The 15,219-nt window shown below is 60.2% G+C and carries 10 protein-coding genes; 7 read left to right on the forward strand and 3 right to left on the reverse strand.

Going from position 1 to position 15,219, the window contains the following annotated elements:
• The first annotated feature begins 10 nt into the window (after positions 1-10).
• From VGY55_19355 to VGY55_19385, 7 genes are all read left to right on the forward strand, one after another.
• Positions 11-1,714, forward strand: coding sequence for a type II and III secretion system protein family protein (locus tag VGY55_19355; GenBank protein ID HEV2972139.1), 1,704 nt, complete (start codon positions 11-13; stop codon positions 1,712-1,714).
• A 222-nt stretch (positions 1,715-1,936) separates the two neighbouring features.
• On the forward strand, positions 1,937-3,148 hold the full coding sequence (locus VGY55_19360; GenBank protein ID HEV2972140.1) for a response regulator: 1,212 nt from the start codon (positions 1,937-1,939) through the stop codon (positions 3,146-3,148).
• A 318-nt stretch (positions 3,149-3,466) separates the two neighbouring features.
• Entirely contained in the window at positions 3,467-4,768 is a 1,302-nt protein-coding gene (locus VGY55_19365) for a CpaF family protein (GenBank protein HEV2972141.1), read from the forward strand.
• A 112-nt stretch (positions 4,769-4,880) separates the two neighbouring features.
• Positions 4,881-5,852 (forward strand): type II secretion system F family protein, encoded by a 972-nt coding sequence (locus VGY55_19370; protein HEV2972142.1) that lies wholly within the window; start codon positions 4,881-4,883, stop codon positions 5,850-5,852.
• A 3-nt stretch (positions 5,853-5,855) separates the two neighbouring features.
• Positions 5,856-6,833 (forward strand): type II secretion system F family protein, encoded by a 978-nt coding sequence (locus VGY55_19375; protein HEV2972143.1) that lies wholly within the window; start codon positions 5,856-5,858, stop codon positions 6,831-6,833.
• A gap of 175 nt (positions 6,834-7,008) precedes the next feature.
• Positions 7,009-7,614, forward strand: a complete 606-nt coding sequence (locus VGY55_19380) for a hypothetical protein (GenBank protein ID HEV2972144.1) — start codon at positions 7,009-7,011, stop codon at positions 7,612-7,614.
• Positions 7,615-7,880: 266 nt separating this feature from the next.
• Complete coding sequence (locus tag VGY55_19385; GenBank protein HEV2972145.1) at positions 7,881-8,987, forward strand: tetratricopeptide repeat protein; 1,107 nt, start codon at positions 7,881-7,883, stop codon at positions 8,985-8,987.
• A gap of 142 nt (positions 8,988-9,129) precedes the next feature.
• Here VGY55_19385 and VGY55_19390 read toward each other — a convergent pair whose 3' ends face one another.
• From VGY55_19390 to VGY55_19400, 3 genes are all read right to left on the reverse strand, one after another.
• Positions 9,130-12,261, reverse strand: coding sequence for a hypothetical protein (locus VGY55_19390; protein ID HEV2972146.1), 3,132 nt, complete (start codon positions 12,259-12,261; stop codon positions 9,130-9,132).
• A 7-nt stretch (positions 12,262-12,268) separates the two neighbouring features.
• Positions 12,269-14,023, reverse strand: a complete 1,755-nt coding sequence (locus VGY55_19395) for a prenyltransferase/squalene oxidase repeat-containing protein (protein ID HEV2972147.1) — start codon at positions 14,021-14,023, stop codon at positions 12,269-12,271.
• A 113-nt stretch (positions 14,024-14,136) separates the two neighbouring features.
• A complete protein-coding gene (locus VGY55_19400; protein HEV2972148.1) occupies positions 14,137-15,219 on the reverse strand; it encodes a hypothetical protein in 1,083 nt (360 codons plus the stop codon).

Here is a 15,219-nt window from a genome sequence, read left to right on the forward strand (position 1 = left end):
AAGAACACGGATGTTCACTCACGCTTTACGCCGTCGTTTGTCTCTGCACCTCTCGCTGATCGCGATTCTCGCCGGGATCATTCCGCCGGCCGGCGCTCAAGACCTCCAGTCCCCGCCGATCGTATACAAGATTCAAGCTGCCAATCAGCGGCTGGAGATGACGGTCAACTCCAGCCGGCTGTTGACGCTCGACCTGAAGATTCCCCGCGCTCAAGTGAACAACAAGGACGTGGTCGATCTGACGGCCCTGTCGCCGAACTCCATTCAGATCTATGCCAAGAAGGCCGGCGTCACTCAGGTCAACCTGTGGGATGAAAAGAACCAGGTTCACTCGATCGACGTGGTCGTGTTCGGCGACGCGCGGGAATTGAGCCTGGTCCTCCAGCAACAGTTTCCGCATGCGACCGTCGCGGTCCGCCCATCGGCGAATAGCGTCATTCTGTCGGGATTCGTGCCGGAGCCGGATCAGGCCGCGCAAATTCAGAAAATCGCCGAGGATTATTACCCCAAGGTGATTTCACTGCTCAAGGTGGGCGGCGTGCAACAGATCCTGCTGCACGTGAAAGTCATGGAGGTTTCGCGGACTAAGCTCCGCGAAATGGGTTTCGACTTCTGGACCAATAACAGCAGCTTTTTCTTGGCGTCAACTCCTTCGGGGCTGCTCAACGCCAACTCGGCCGCCGGGCAGACCGTCGGATCGTTCGGCGCTCCGGCGACAAGTGCGGCCGGGGATACAGTTCGGCTAGGGGTCGTTAGCGACAATTTTGCCTTCTTCGGATTCATCGATGCTTTGCAGCAATACCAGCTCGCAAAAGTGATGGCAGAGCCGACCTTGGTGACCGTGAGCGGCCGCCCAGCGTATTTCAATTCGGGCGGCGAGTTCCCGATTCTGATTCCGTCGGGACTGGGGACCGTTTCGGTTGATTTCAAGAAGTTTGGGACACAAGTGGATTTCGTGCCGATCGTGCTCGGTAACGGTAATATTCGCTTGGAGGTCAAGCCGCGTGTGAGCTTCCTCGACAACACGCTGAGCGTGACAACGCAGGGAATTACCGTGCCGGGGTTGAACGTGCGCGAAGTTGACACAGGCGTCGAGATGAAATCCGGCCAAACGCTGGCGATCGCCGGATTGGTTCAGGATCGCAAGGAGTACTCGAAAACTGGCATTCCATATCTAGCCGATTTGCCCTACTTCGGCGCTTTGTTTCGCAAGGTCAAAGAGACGAACAACGAGATCGAACTAGTAGTGATGGTCACGCCGGAATTGGTCGATCCGCTGGATCCCTGCGATGTACCTCCCTGCGGCCCAGGCATGGCCAGCCGCAGCCCGACCGATTGCGAAATGTATTGGAAGGGTTACAGCGAAGTCCCCTCGTGCGGGCCTTGCGCGACCGGAGATTGCCTGTGGGGTGGCGGGGGAGTCGGCGGACCGATCGGCGTCGGACCGGAATCGATTCCGACTCCGGCTCCCGCCTCGAATGGCGCAGCGCCAACCGAACCGGGAGGCTCGAGCGGAAAGTCGGGCTACAATGGTCCGCGCTCATCTCCGGCGACCGGTTCCATTCCATTGGAACCCTCGCAACGGGTCATAGTTGGCCCGCCCAGCCAATACAATCGTTCCAAACCTCAAAGCTCGCGGCCGAATGCCGCTGCGTCTCGAGAAGCCGCGGAGCCGAATCTCATCGGGCCCGTCGGTTATGACGTAGTTAAATAGGGGCGCGGAGTGGGCGTGGTGAGATAGCGCCGCGCTGACGTCGCGACGGTAGTCGGCCGCCCGCGTTGCGCGCTCCGTGGCGGAACCCTGCTTCGACCGCCGGATCCGATCCTACGGAGCCGCCGGTCCGTGCGACGGCTGAGCGCAACCTATATTTGCAGCGTGAAGGCAAGTTTGGTGGCCAGGTCACGATTGCCCGGCCGTGCAGTGAGCGACACAAATATGAGCAATGTCCTAAGGCTAGCGATCGTCGATCCAAGCGATTCCGCGCGCGATTCGCTCAAGACGATACTGCTTGGACTGGAGATGGTCTGGCTCGAGGCGGAATGTTCGCGCTACGAGTTCTTCTCCGACGTCGTCGCCCAAACCCATCCCGACATCGGGATCGTGGCGCTCGATAAAGACCCCGAAAAAGCCTTGCAGCTCGTCGAGCAGCTCGGCCAAACTTCGCCGAATTGCAGCGTGCTGGTCATCAGCGGCTCGAGTGACGGCAACTTGATCTTGCGAGTGATGCGAGCTGGGGCAAAGGAATTTCTGCCGAAGCCCGTGCGGATCGAAGACCTGGTCGGCGCCTTGGAGCGAATCCGCGAGCGGCGCTTCGGGCGCGGCGAAACGAAATCTCGCGGCAGTTCGGTGATTGCCATCGCCGGCGCCACGGGCGGCGTCGGCACCACGAGCCTCGCAGTCAACCTCGGTTGCGTGCTGGCGAAGGACCCGAAAAACTCGGTCGTGCTGATCGATCTCGACTTGAGCCTTGGCGACGCCGACGTGTTTCTCGATACGATCCCCGACTACACACTAGTCGACGTCGCGCAGAACGTTACGCGCCTCGACTTCTCGCTCTTGAAGCGGTCGCTCACAAAACATTCCTCTGGGCTGTTCCTATTGCCGCGGCCGGTGCAATTGGAGGACGCGAAGCTTGTCACTCCCGAGGACTTGCAGCGCGTGATCGGATTGCTCAAAGCGACGTTCAGCCACCTAATCGTCGATCTGTCGAAATCCTACAGCCCGCTCGACATGGTGGCGCTCGAGATGGCGAACCACGTGCTGCTGATCACGCAGCTCGACCTGCCGTGTCTGCGCAATGTGGTGCGGTTGATGATGTCGCTCGGCGAAATGGAAGGGATGAAAGACAAGATCAAGATCGTTGTCAATCGCGCGGGACTCGATGCCGGCCAGATCAGCTTGAAAAAGGCCCAGGAAACGATCGGCCGCGATATCTTCTGGCAACTGCCCAATGAATACCGCACGATGGTCGAAGTCCGCAACAACGGGGTGCCGCTAATCGAGCAGGCCCCGAAGGCTCCAATCACACAGTCGATCCTTCAGCTCGCTGAAGCACTCTCCGGGGATGGGAAGGCTGCCGATGAGGCTGACGGCGGCAAGCCCGGTAAATCCCGCTGGCTCGGCTTCCTCGGCAAATCAAAGGCCTAAGGGCCGATTCTTCATCGTACCGCCGGCAACCATGTTGAGTCTGGAGCCCACGGCGACGGTGGATTCCGCCCGGCCGAAGTTCCATCGCCGTTGGCGCTAGGATAAGCGAAACACGGTGGACGCCGGCAACATTCGGGGGGCTTTTCGCCATGCCCCGCGCGCAACCGTGAGCTATGGTTCCATTGGAAAACGATCGGCGCGGCCGCCTGAAATTGGCGACAGCGCCCTGAATTCAACGACGACAGAAGCGTCCTCCTCGATAATCACCGCGCCAATTCGTGAGCTGTCATGGCACCGACGAAGACCCCGCCGCTTCCGATGCGACCTGGCGAGAAAGCCCAGAGTTCCGATTTCGAGGCCCTGAAGCGCCGCATCCACACCAAGCTCGTCGATAAGCTCGATCTGACTCGAGTCGGCGAGTTGGAAGGGGATGTGTTGCGGCGCGAAATCCGTCTGGTCGTCGAGCACCTTTGCGACACCGAAGATACGTTGCTCAACCGCGGCGAACGCGAGCGGCTGATCGAAGAAGTGCTGGACGAAACATTTGGTCTCGGACCGCTCGAATTCCTACTCAAGGATCCGACGATCAGCGACATTCTGATCAACGGCCCAAAGAACATCTACGTCGAACGTCGCGGCAAGTTGGAAAGGACAACCGTCCAGTTCCGCGACAACAACCACTTGATGCAGATCATCGATCGGATCGTCTCGAAAGTGGGACGGCGCGTGGACGAAGTCTGCCCGATGGTCGATGCCCGCTTAACGGACGGTTCGCGTGTGAACGCGATCATTCCGCCCCTGGCGCTGGACGGGGCTTGCGTTTCGATACGCCGGTTCGGCTCCAATCCGCTCAAGTTGGAAGACCTGTTGAATTACAAGGCGTTTACGCCTGAGATGGTGATGCTCTTGGAAGGCGCGATCAAGGCCCGGTTGAATATCGTGATCTCCGGTGGCACAGGTTCCGGCAAGACGACGCTGCTGAATACCTTGTCGAGTTTCATTCCGAATACGGACCGAATCGTGACCATCGAAGACGCGGCCGAATTGCAATTGCAGCAAGACCACGTCGTGCGTCTCGAAACCCGTCCCCCGAACATCGAAGGCAAAGGGGCCATCAACGCGACCGATCTTGTGAGGAACGCACTGCGCATGCGACCCGAGCGCGTGATTATTGGCGAATGCCGCGGGGGAGAAACGCTCGACATGCTCCAGGCCATGAACACGGGCCATGCGGGCTCGATGACCACGCTCCACGCCAACACTCCGCGGGACGCGATTGCCCGTATCGAGACGATGATTACGATGTCTGGCTTCGAACTACCGCTCAGGGCAATGCGGCAACAGATCGCCAGCGCCGTCGATTTGATCGTTCAGGCGAATCGCTTGCAAGGCGGTCCTCGTAAGATTACCCACATCACCGAAGTGGTTGGCATGGAGCAAGACACGATCGTCATGCAAGACATTTACCACTACGCCGTGGAAGGGATCAACGAATCGGGCCGGGCGGTCGGGCGGTTTGAAGCAACGGGCGTTAGGCCCTCGTTCATGGATCGCCTTGAAGCCGCCGGCGTGCGTCTGCCCGCCAGCGCTTTCCGGCAACGCACCATGTTGGTGGATTAGTGTAAGTCGTTCCAATTCCGCTACCTGAATTGCAATACAAAACAGCCGACATCCGGCCGCTGCCGTATTCTTCGTTCTCCAATTTCCCAACCTCCGACTCCAGACCCTGAACATGAGTCCTTTGCTGATTTCTGTCGCGGTGTTCATGGCGGTGGCCGCCATGGTCGGCGTCGTGGCGTTTTTATTGCGCGGGGGGGCGGAAACGCGAGTTGAAGACCGGTTGGCCCAATTGACGGGCGCGAAGGTCTCCTCCGCCGCCAGGGACAACCTGCTTAAGGACAGCGGGGTCTTGGTGCAGCCGCTCGATGCCACGCAGGGAATCGTCGCCGTATTCTTGGCTCAATTCCGCGGCCTGAGTTTGTGGTTTCAACAGGCCGACACGACGATCGCTCCCTCGCGATTCTTCGCAATATGCGGCGTGCTGGCCGTGGCCGCGATGGCGGCGGGCATTGCCACCGCAATACACGTCGCGCTTGTGCCGCTGGTCGGGTTGTTCGCCGGCATGCTGCCCATCCTTTGGCTTATGTTCCGACGCAAGCGGCGCTTCAAGCGGTTTGCCAAGCAATTGCCCGACGCGCTGGAGCTGATTTCGCGTGCTTTGCGGGCGGGGCACAGTCTAGCCTCCGGTTTCAATCTGGTGGCCGAGGAAATGGATGCCCCCATCGGCACCGAATTTCGCAAGGCGTTTGAAGAACAAAACCTCGGCATTCCGCTCGACGAAGCCCTCGACGGCATGACCGAACGAATGCCGAACCTCGATTTGAGATTCTTCGCCACGGCTGTCATTTTGCAGCGGCAAACTGGCGGCGATCTGGCGGAAATCCTCGACAAGATCGGCCATTTGGTCCGGGAGCGATTTCAGATTTGGGGCCAGGTCCAGGCACTCACCGGCGAAGGCCGGCTGTCGGGAGTCGTGCTCTTGGCTTTGCCGCCCGTGCTGTTCGTCGCGGTGTGGCGGTTGAATCCGGATTACGTCCTCCCGCTGTTCACCGATCCTTTAGGCAAGAAGATGCTCATCGCCGCGGTCGTGATGCAGATTCTCGGCGCGCTAGTGATTCGCAAAATCGTCAACATCAGGGTCTAAGCCGTGTCTTCCACATCGGTCGATTTTTTCAGCTTCGCCAGGCTGATGCCGCTGGCCATTTTCGGCGTCGTCGCGCTAGCGGCTTGGGTCGCGCTCGAAATGTTCGGCGGGCGGAAGTCCCGCGCGACCGAGCGCCTCGACGAGCTGCGCAATCCCAACGCCCGCCGCCGCGAAGAAGCTGCCAAGGGTACGAAGGGAGACGCGATGGCCAAGGTTTTCGAGAGGGCCACGCCCGCCTTCGCAAAACCGCTTCAGCCCAAGAATGAATTCGAGGCGAACAAGCTGAAGGCCAAGCTCTCGGCGGCGGGCTTCCGCGGCAATTCCGCCTCAAGCGTCTTCCTGGGATTCAAGTTCATCGGCCTGATCGTCGGCTTGACCGTCGTCGGACCCACGATGTTGGCCGTGTCGGGCGCTACTCAGAAATCGCTGATTTACACGATCTTCGGCGCGGCGCTGATGTTCTATCTGCCCGACATTGTCGTCGGATTCATCGCCAGCAATCGAAAGAAGAGTATTTTCTTTTCGCTACCCGACGTCCTCGATCTGATGGTCGTCTGCGTGGAGGCTGGACTGGGCCTCGATCAAGCGATGCGCAAATGCAGCGAGGAGATGAAGAAGACGGCCCGCATCATCTCGGAAGAATTCGGCCTCTCGAATTTTCAGTTGCAGATGGGCCGCCAGCGTTCCGAGGTGCTCCAAGAGTTGGGGGTTCGCACCGGCGTGGACGATCTGCGCAGCCTGGCGGCCATTTTGATCCAAGCCGACAAGTTTGGCTCGAGCGTTGCCCAAGCGTTGCGCGTGCAGAGCGATTCGATGCGGACCCGCCGCCGCCAGCTTGCCGAGGAAAAGGCCGCCAAAACGGCCGTCAAGCTGATCTTTCCACTTGTGATTTTCATTTTCCCGGGGATTTTCGTCGTGCTTGTCGGGCCGGCCGCCATCACGATGATCAACCAGATGTTCCCGGCGATGGGCGGCCATTAGACGCCATCCGTGTCGGTTTTACCAGTTGCGCCGTTCGCAACAATCCGGCCCCAAGTGATGCGGCCATACGTGCCGATAGAGATAAAGACACTGCTGCGCGCCCCCGCTGCTAGCGGGTCGTCGAACGGACGCGGCTCGGCAATCGTTAGAGGCCGGAAAGTAAAGGAGTATCGGGATGCTCAAATCTGCCAGCAGCATCGGGCTTTTGCTCGCCGCAGTTTGCTTCGTTTCTCCCCTCAGGGGGCAGGACGCGTGGCACGACTTTTGGAATGAGGTTCACGTTGGCTGGCATCGCAACAACGAATGGCCGGCGCCGTTTTCCATGGCGGACAGACAAGCGGCCATGGCTCCGTTCTGCGGAATGATCGCCAACGGCTGGCAGCGGCAGAATCTGATCGGCGAAAACTATTTCGACGGCGGCTCGAAGAGCCTCAATAACGCCGGGATCGAGCGGATCCGCGTCATTCTCCGACAGTCACCGGTGGAGCATCGCATCATATATGTCGAGCGCGATCTTGACGACGACGTGACGAACTTGCGCATCGACGCGGTGCAGCAAGCGGTCGCGGCGCTGCAGCCCAAGGGACCCATGCCCGAGGTGGCCGTATCCAACATGGTCCCTGAAGGTCGCTCGGCCGAAATGGTAGCCGCGGAATACAAGGGATATACGAGTTCCGCTCCAACGCCGCGCCTTACCGCCCATAGCGCCGGCGGCAGCGGCGGAGGGGGCGGTGCTAGTACATCGGGATCAAGCGGCTCGGCTGGGGGCGGCACGAATTAAGCGGGCAATTGCGCGCATCCGGGGAAAACGCGAGTTGCGGCGCGCCCGAATTCGCTGCGTCATCCACATCGACATGGCACCGTTTAATTGCCCGCAGAGTCAGTGACTTTTCCCCATTTCCTCAATTCGGGTTTCAGTGAAAGAAGTGGTCGCGCCGATCAATAAGGCGACAGAGTCTTTGCATTCTTTAGATAAGATGGGCTAAATCGAGAATCGGCGAAGAGCAAGGAAGCATAAGTCTAGGAGCGACGGCAAGGAGGTGGCGGGTGCGCAAAGTTTCACGTTGGCTTAGTTCGCTTGCTGCGTCCGCTGCGTTGACCGCGGCTGGCTGCGCGAGTTCGACGACCGGCAACGGCGTGTCCAGCGCGACGGCGTGGCACTGGCCTTGGAGCAGCCCCGTCGCCGCGTCCGGGGCGCCAGCATTCGCTTCGGCGAGCGATCCGACCTCGCTGGCTAGCAAGCCGCCGAAGCCTGGTCCGGATTTGTACGTCGCCACGGCCCGAATCTATGAAAAATCGGGCGACCAAAATGGCGCTGCCAAACAGTATCAAAAGGCCCTGCAAATCGAGCCGGGTCATTTGCCGGCCCTCTTGGGCTATGCGCAGCTTCACGATAGCCAACGGGAGTATTCCGACGCCGATAAGCTCTACCAAGAGGCGATCCGTCGCCATCCAAAGGAAGCAGCCGCCTACAACGATCTGGGCCTCTCGTACGAGCGTCGCGGCAAGCTCGACGAATCGGCCCAGTCGATCGCGAAAGCGATCCAACTCCAGCCAGATAAGCCGCTTTATCGAAACAACATCGCGGCCATCCTGGTCGAAATGCATCGCAATGACGAGGCCCTCGCTCAATTGACACGCGCGCACGGACCGGCGGGCGCGCATTACAATCTGGCAATACTCTTGCATCGCAGCGGAAACGACCGCGATGCGCAATTTCACTTTGCCCAAGCGGCACAAATCGATCCCTCTCTGTCGGCCGCCCGCGAATGGGCGCGCCGTCTCTCGCCGGCTTCGACGAGTCCTACGCAGGTGGCTAGCGACGAACGGAATCCGACGCTCCGGCAGCCTTCCGAAAACCTGGTCGTAGCCGCGCGACGACCGGTTATCGTCAATGCCCCGATCCAAGAGATGCCGACCATCCCCAATTATAATTGCCGGCCAACGGAAGCGACTGCGGGCATAGCGCCCCAACCGACTCTAGCGCCTCCGGAGCCGAGGCTGGCATTGCAACAACCTGTCAGTGGCATGCGTTATCCGCAGTATGCCCCCGTGGCCGCGCCAAGCAATGGCGCGCTCCCGCCTTCGCCGGATGGCTTGAGCGAATTCCCCCCAGCGAGAGAAGGCTTGCGTGCATTGCCGCCGGTCGACTGACGGCACAGCGCAAAGTGTAGCGGAATTCGCCAGAACTCCCTGCCTTCACGGCCGCGCATCTCCGAATTCTGGCGAATTCGGCTAGGATCCGCCAGAATTCGCTCGCCGTGCTCATGCCAGCGGGCGGCACCTGGCGTGCTTGCTACGGCGCGCCTCGGATGGCCTCCAACTGGGCCTTGATTGCGGCGAATCGCTTGGGCGTCGCCTCGCCGCCGTCCAGCTTCGGATGAAACTGCAGCACCGAGTTGAGCACCTTCTCTCCCGTCTGCGCTTTGGCGATTGCAGCCGCTCTGTCGGCCGCTTGTAGACGCTTGGCCTGCGACAGCAAGCAGAACACCGTATTGTAGACTGCGTCGTAATAGCTCTGCTGCAAGCTCCGTTGGCGGTCGCTGAGCGTGCGTCCGCTCGGATCGGCGGGCGGCACGTAACGCTCGAGCCGGCGGCGAATCTCCGTCCAACTACCGATCGCGTCGTCGAACTTTGACGGGTCCTTCGCGGCCCAGTCCTGATAGATTTTCGCCCGTTCGACGAGCGGCTCGAGCGCGTCGGGGAATTCGGCGACGAGCTTATCCGCGACCTCCTTGGCCTCCTGATACTTTTCACGCTTGCGGAGCAAGCCGATCTCTTTGGCGCGCACCGCATTCAGGAGCAAAGCGTTCTGCTTGTCCTTCATGAAGTCCGGATCGGCATTGGCCTTTTCTAAAACATTGCGATACTGTTGCTCGGCCTCGTTGGTCATTTCGATGTCGCCGAACAGATTGCCGATATAGACCATCGTCTGCGGCGTAAGCTGCTGCCGCCCGGCCAGTTTCGTCAACAAATCGCCGAGCATGTTCTTGACAGAACTGAATTTGGCGCGAATCTTCTCGGCCTCCGCGGGCGGGGTCGAGTCGGGCAGATTGTTGAGCGTATCTTGAATCGTGCGGCGCTCGCCGTCGAGCCGCTGCACGAAGCTCACGAGCGCCGCGTTGATATCGGTCTTGTCTGGGCCGATGTCGATCAAGACGGCGCCGGCCTGTCCCGCCTTCTTGAAATCATTCAACCCCAGGTCGGCCCGCAGGGCGACGCTGAACATTTCGAGCATCGTCTTGTCGAGTTCCATCGGCTTGGCGGCACTGATCGTTGCCACGAATGGATCGACCACATCACTGGCTTCTTTGAATTCCTTGGCGTCGAGATGTATTTGCGCAAGCACCAGTTGAGTCTTCAACAGTCCGTCGGGATATGGATCGCCTGGTCTCAGGTTTTTCTTGGCCGCAGCGACGCTCTCGGTGAAATCGCGCACGGCCTTTTGACGGTGCTCTTCCATCGCCTTGGTGTTGCGGTCGGCTTCTTTCTTGTTTCGTTCAAGCAGATACAGGGTGTCGTGGATTCGGCCCCGCATGTCGAGCGCCTCGGCGTATTTGTCGGACGTTGGTTCGATCGATTCGTAGACCTGAAGCGCTTCAACGTATTTGCCGTCCATCGCATTGATTCGCGCCAAGGACATGCGGGCTTTATCCGCTTCACCTGTGCCGGGATAGGTAGTGAGCGTGTAATCAACCGCGTCTTTTAGCCGCTTGAGCGCGGCTTCGCGGTCAGCGGCAGCGACCTTCTCGGCCGCTTTGTCTCTGGCGGCGGCGGCGGATTTCTCCTGTTCCACCGTCAGCCGATGGAGCTGCGCCGCGCAATCGAGCGCAAACTCCATCGCCCTCTCGGCCGTAAGTGTTTTCTTGTAATCGCGGGCCACCTTTTCGGCGCCGTCAATCCAAGCCGTCCATTGCTGCTTGGTGATGTTTCCCTTTTCGCTTGCGGCTCTGTATTTCTCCGAGATCGGCTGCATGGCGCAACTGGCAAGCGCCTCTCGGATTCGCGACAATTGGCTCGCGTCTTTTTTCGCGCCTTGCTGCTCTTCGATTTCCTGAGCTTTATTGAGCCACTTGGTGGCTTCGTCCCATTGCTTCTTTTCCATCGCGCGGCCGGCTTCGTCCATCGCCTCGAAGACCGATTGCGGACTGTCCGCCGCGCCGGGCCGGAGGCGATTGCGCAGATCGATGAATTCGCGCTGGAACTCACTGGGGATGCCCGCCATCTCGCCGGCGATCTTGAGCGCCTCGCGGGTCAGCTTGTCTTTCTCCGACGGCGTGCTTTCCCTTTCGGCGGCGGCGGCGACGTGCTCGGCCAAGTCGAGCGCCGCGGCCTGGTATCCCCATTCCGTCTTCAAGTTCTTCTTGTATTCCTCGTTCTCGATGAATTCGCGGGATTGAGCCAGATACTCCTTTACCCGTCTTGGATTTCTAGCCAAGAGCAGCAGGGAAAAATGCTTGGTGCGAGCGAGGATGTCGTCGATCTCGGTCTTGACGTATATCTTGCTGTCTCTACCGGTTTCATTCGGAAAAATGGATTTGGCTTCCCTGCTGAGATCTTGGAAGTTTTCCAGGACCTCGTCGTAGATCGCTTTGGCGTCATCGAGTCCGTCCAATTCTTCATCCACCTTTCCGTTCCACGAATGAACGTAGAGCGCAAGCTGTCCTTCCGGGGAATTGGGGTCTTTGTCGCGATATTGTTGGAAAATGTCGTCGAGCGCTTTGGCCGCCGCATTGAGCGAGTTTCTCCGTTTGCCATCCTCCGCCTTCGCCGTGTACGTCTGGGCAATGTCGTAGTCGATGAGCGATAGCGGCGCCCGCGCTTGAACCAGATTGGTTTCGAGCCGCCGACGGGCGTCTAATAGATCGCGCTGCTTTTTTGTCAGGTTTGCGCCCCGCGGCGGCGGTCCCATTTGGGTCAAGCGGTCGCTCCAGTTCTTGACAACGGATTCCAAGAGCGGACGCGCTTGCTCATACGTCTTGCGCGCCGCGGCAAGCGCAGCGCTCTTTTCGGCGCCGTCCTTCATTCTGCGCCCGGCCACAAGCGCCTCGTTCGCCTGATCGACAACCATGGTGGCGCTGATCAACTGCGCCTGCAGCGCCCCCGGGTGATTGGGTTTGTCTTTAGCGAACTGGTTGAGATGCCTTTGCGCCTCGTCGATCATCCGGGCGCGCTCGGCAATGTCGCCGATAGACCGTGCCTCATCAAGCAGGCTCTTCGCCAATTCGAGATCCCAAACATCGACGACCGCAGCCGGTGCGTCGGGGCTCGTTCGCAGCGTTTTGAGATAGTCGACGGCCGTGTCGCCGTAGTGACGTTCTTGCAGTGCATGGAGGAAGGCCAGGTCGCGATCTTCGGCAAGACCGCGGCTCGGCATCGCAATCGCCAGGAAAACGACAAACCACCACGAGCAGCGATTGACGAGCATAAACCTACTAATTGGGGTCCGACGCCTTTCCTTCCGCCTTCTTTTTCTTTTCGACGTCACCCTTCGCCCCAGCTCCCTTCATCGCTCCGTCCCCCTTCGTGCCCATCTCGATTGGACCGGCGGGCTTGATTTCTTCCGGCTTGTCGAGCTTGTAGAGGGGCAGGTAGCGATAGTAGACCTCGAGCGTCAGGCAGGCCAGGCTGGTCATCATGATTCGCCCTCCGACGGGGCCCCAGGCGTCGCGAACCGGTTTGTTCGGGTCCCAGCTACCGGTGGCGCAGCCTTCGCGGGCCTGGCTCGTGACCAGGATCGTCCGCATTTTACGGTTCCAGGCGTCCCAGTCCTTGTCGGCCATATTGTGCATGACTTGAGTGGCATAGTACCAGTAATAAATGTTTCGGGCGCCTTGGTCATCCGGTTGGTTGGCCATCAGATACTGAACACCCCCCACGATCACCGGGTCCTGCCGGCCGGCGTGGAGATATTGGCTGCACAATAGGCCGACGGACGTCATCGACGGAATCGGCTCTGAGTCGGGCTGATAGGAGAACTCTCCGCCTTTGGCTCCCTTGGTTCCTCCGGCCGCCCCCTTGCTCACCGACATCAGCCAGCGCTTGGTGCCGTCGAGGACTGCCGGATTGACGTTCAAACCCGACATTTGAGCGCTCTTCAGCGCCATAAGCTGCCAACCGACGACCGAGGTGTCGCCGTCGTCGCCCGGATGATAGCGCCAGCCGCCGGTCCTAGAGTTTTGGGCCGCTTGAATAAAATTGATCGCCAACTGGGCCGCCCGACCGACGCTCTTGTCGTGGCTCATTCCGTAATCTTCGCAGAGCGCGATTGCCGCCAACCCGTGCGAATACATCTGCTGCTCGGCTCCGGCCGAAAGATCGCCGTCCGGCTTCTGATGCTGAACCAGCCAATAGACGCCGAGCGAAATGGTCTTTTGGAACGGACCAGCGCTCATGTGCGTTTGGCCGGCGGCCAGGAAGGGAAGGAGACCCATCGCCGTGGCGCCGCTGAGCGATTCTTGTTCGCCTGGACCGGTGCAGGTTTTGTCCTTGCACAACTTGGGATATTCTTTGAGGCTCCAATTCCCTTGGGGCATTTGATGATGGGCGAGCCAATAGAGAGCGGCCGCCACCGCGCGCTCGGTGTCCTTGGTGCCGCCATAGCGGCCCAGCAATGCTTTCCGAGATCCGCTGCCGCGGCCGCCGAAACCGCTCCCCTCGCCGCCACTGCCAGATATGCTGCCGACGCCGCTGCCGGGGCCGATCCCAGTCAAGCCGTTGATTTTAGCGCCAGAGCCAGGTGCCTTCACTTCAAAACCGCCAGTGCTGCCGAGATCGGGGGCCGCCGTGTCGGTCTTGACGCCGCCGCCGCGTTTTTCGAACGTCGCGCTATCATCATTGTATTCGGCCGTCTGAGCCGGCGTGCTCGGCTCCATCTGCATCAGCGTATCGGTGCTGAGCGTCTTGGGATCAACTTGCGGTTCGCCCAGTTCGTATGGCTTGAGCGGCGCATCGACCATCGCCGTCTGCTCGGCTTCCTCGAAGGTCGGGATTTCGTCGTTCGGTTTCTGCCCGGCGAATTTGCCGAGCAACAACAGCGACGCCAGCGCGACCATGTGCACCGTGAAGCTCACGGCCCACCAGGGCGCCTGCGTGCGAATCCATTCCGAGAGCATTCCGAGCACGGAATCGGAATCGTCGTGAAAGACCTCATCGGTGGTCTCGACGGCGCGTGCGTCCTCGCCTGCCATTTCGCTGCTCCAAGTTCCCGACGAGCGGAAAAAGATGTTCCAGTCGCCAGAATAACGACTTTTGAGAGTGGGCCTCGCCTCAATCGCATTATCCGTTGCAGGGCCATGCGCGGTCAAGCATTATTGGGCCCTCCGACTTCATCGAGCCATTCCTCGACCGAAGTGCCGGGCGGCGGGGGCAAATCGGTTGCCAACTCTGCCACGCTACGTCGGCGCTTCCCGAGGAATATGAATCCCAGCCAACTGACCAGGATCGCCGCCGCACCGCCGCCAAACAATATCAGCCACGGCAATTCGGACTCTTCCACCACGACTCCCGGCCGCGGGGCCTCCCAAGCGACTCGGCCGATGAACGACGGAGCGAGCTGCACTCGCGAATCGGGGGGCGCTTTGGCCGGAATGTAGCCTTGGTTGCGAAAGAAATATCCGACGAATCGCACGTCCTCGCGAACGTTCGGCCCGATCGGCAAGCCCGCCGGCGGATCGTAAACGACGAAGTGTAGGAACCGCCCCCGGGATTCGTCAGTCGTTCCCCAGACCTCGTAAAGCGTCGCCGGCGGACGCGGCGCGTCGTCGTCCTCGTCGCGAAACGCCAGCTTCACGTCGAACTTGATGACCTCGCGAACGTGCACGTCAAAGGCGAAGATTTCGCCCGGCTGCCGGAATTCCTGCGGGGACGTGACAAATTGACCATAAGTCGGATTGCGCTCTGCCGCGCGGGCTGAAAGCCGCTGGTACGGCTGATCGATGACCCAGCGCACGAGACGGCGGTACGCCGACATTTCCTCCGGCTGGATCTGCACCGAACCGTCGGCAACGAAGTCGAAATCCTCCGCAGCGCCGCTGAGTTCCGCTTCGTCCTCGTCGGTCGGGCCGGTGGCAATGGGAATCTTTTTCGGCTGCGGCTCGCCTTCGGTCGTCTTCGCGGGCCTATTTTCTGCTCGGCCATCGACGGGAATGGATGGAGTTGGCGTGACGGGCATTTGATCTGGCCGCGATTTGTCGCTGCCGCCTTCTTGGCCGACGACCTGATTTGCTTGCCCCGGTTTGCTCACGAGCCATTGCCATGTGCCCGGGTTGCTCGCCGTCTTGATCATCATGCCGAGCACGACCAGCATGCAGATCATGGTCATGAGCCGGCCGAATTCCGCCCCGCGGAAGAGCCGCCTGGGGCGCTGGCGCTCGATGCGTGGCAC

Source organism: Pirellulales bacterium, from assembly GCA_035939775.1.
Classification (GTDB): domain Bacteria; phylum Planctomycetota; class Planctomycetia; order Pirellulales; family DATAWG01; genus DASZFO01.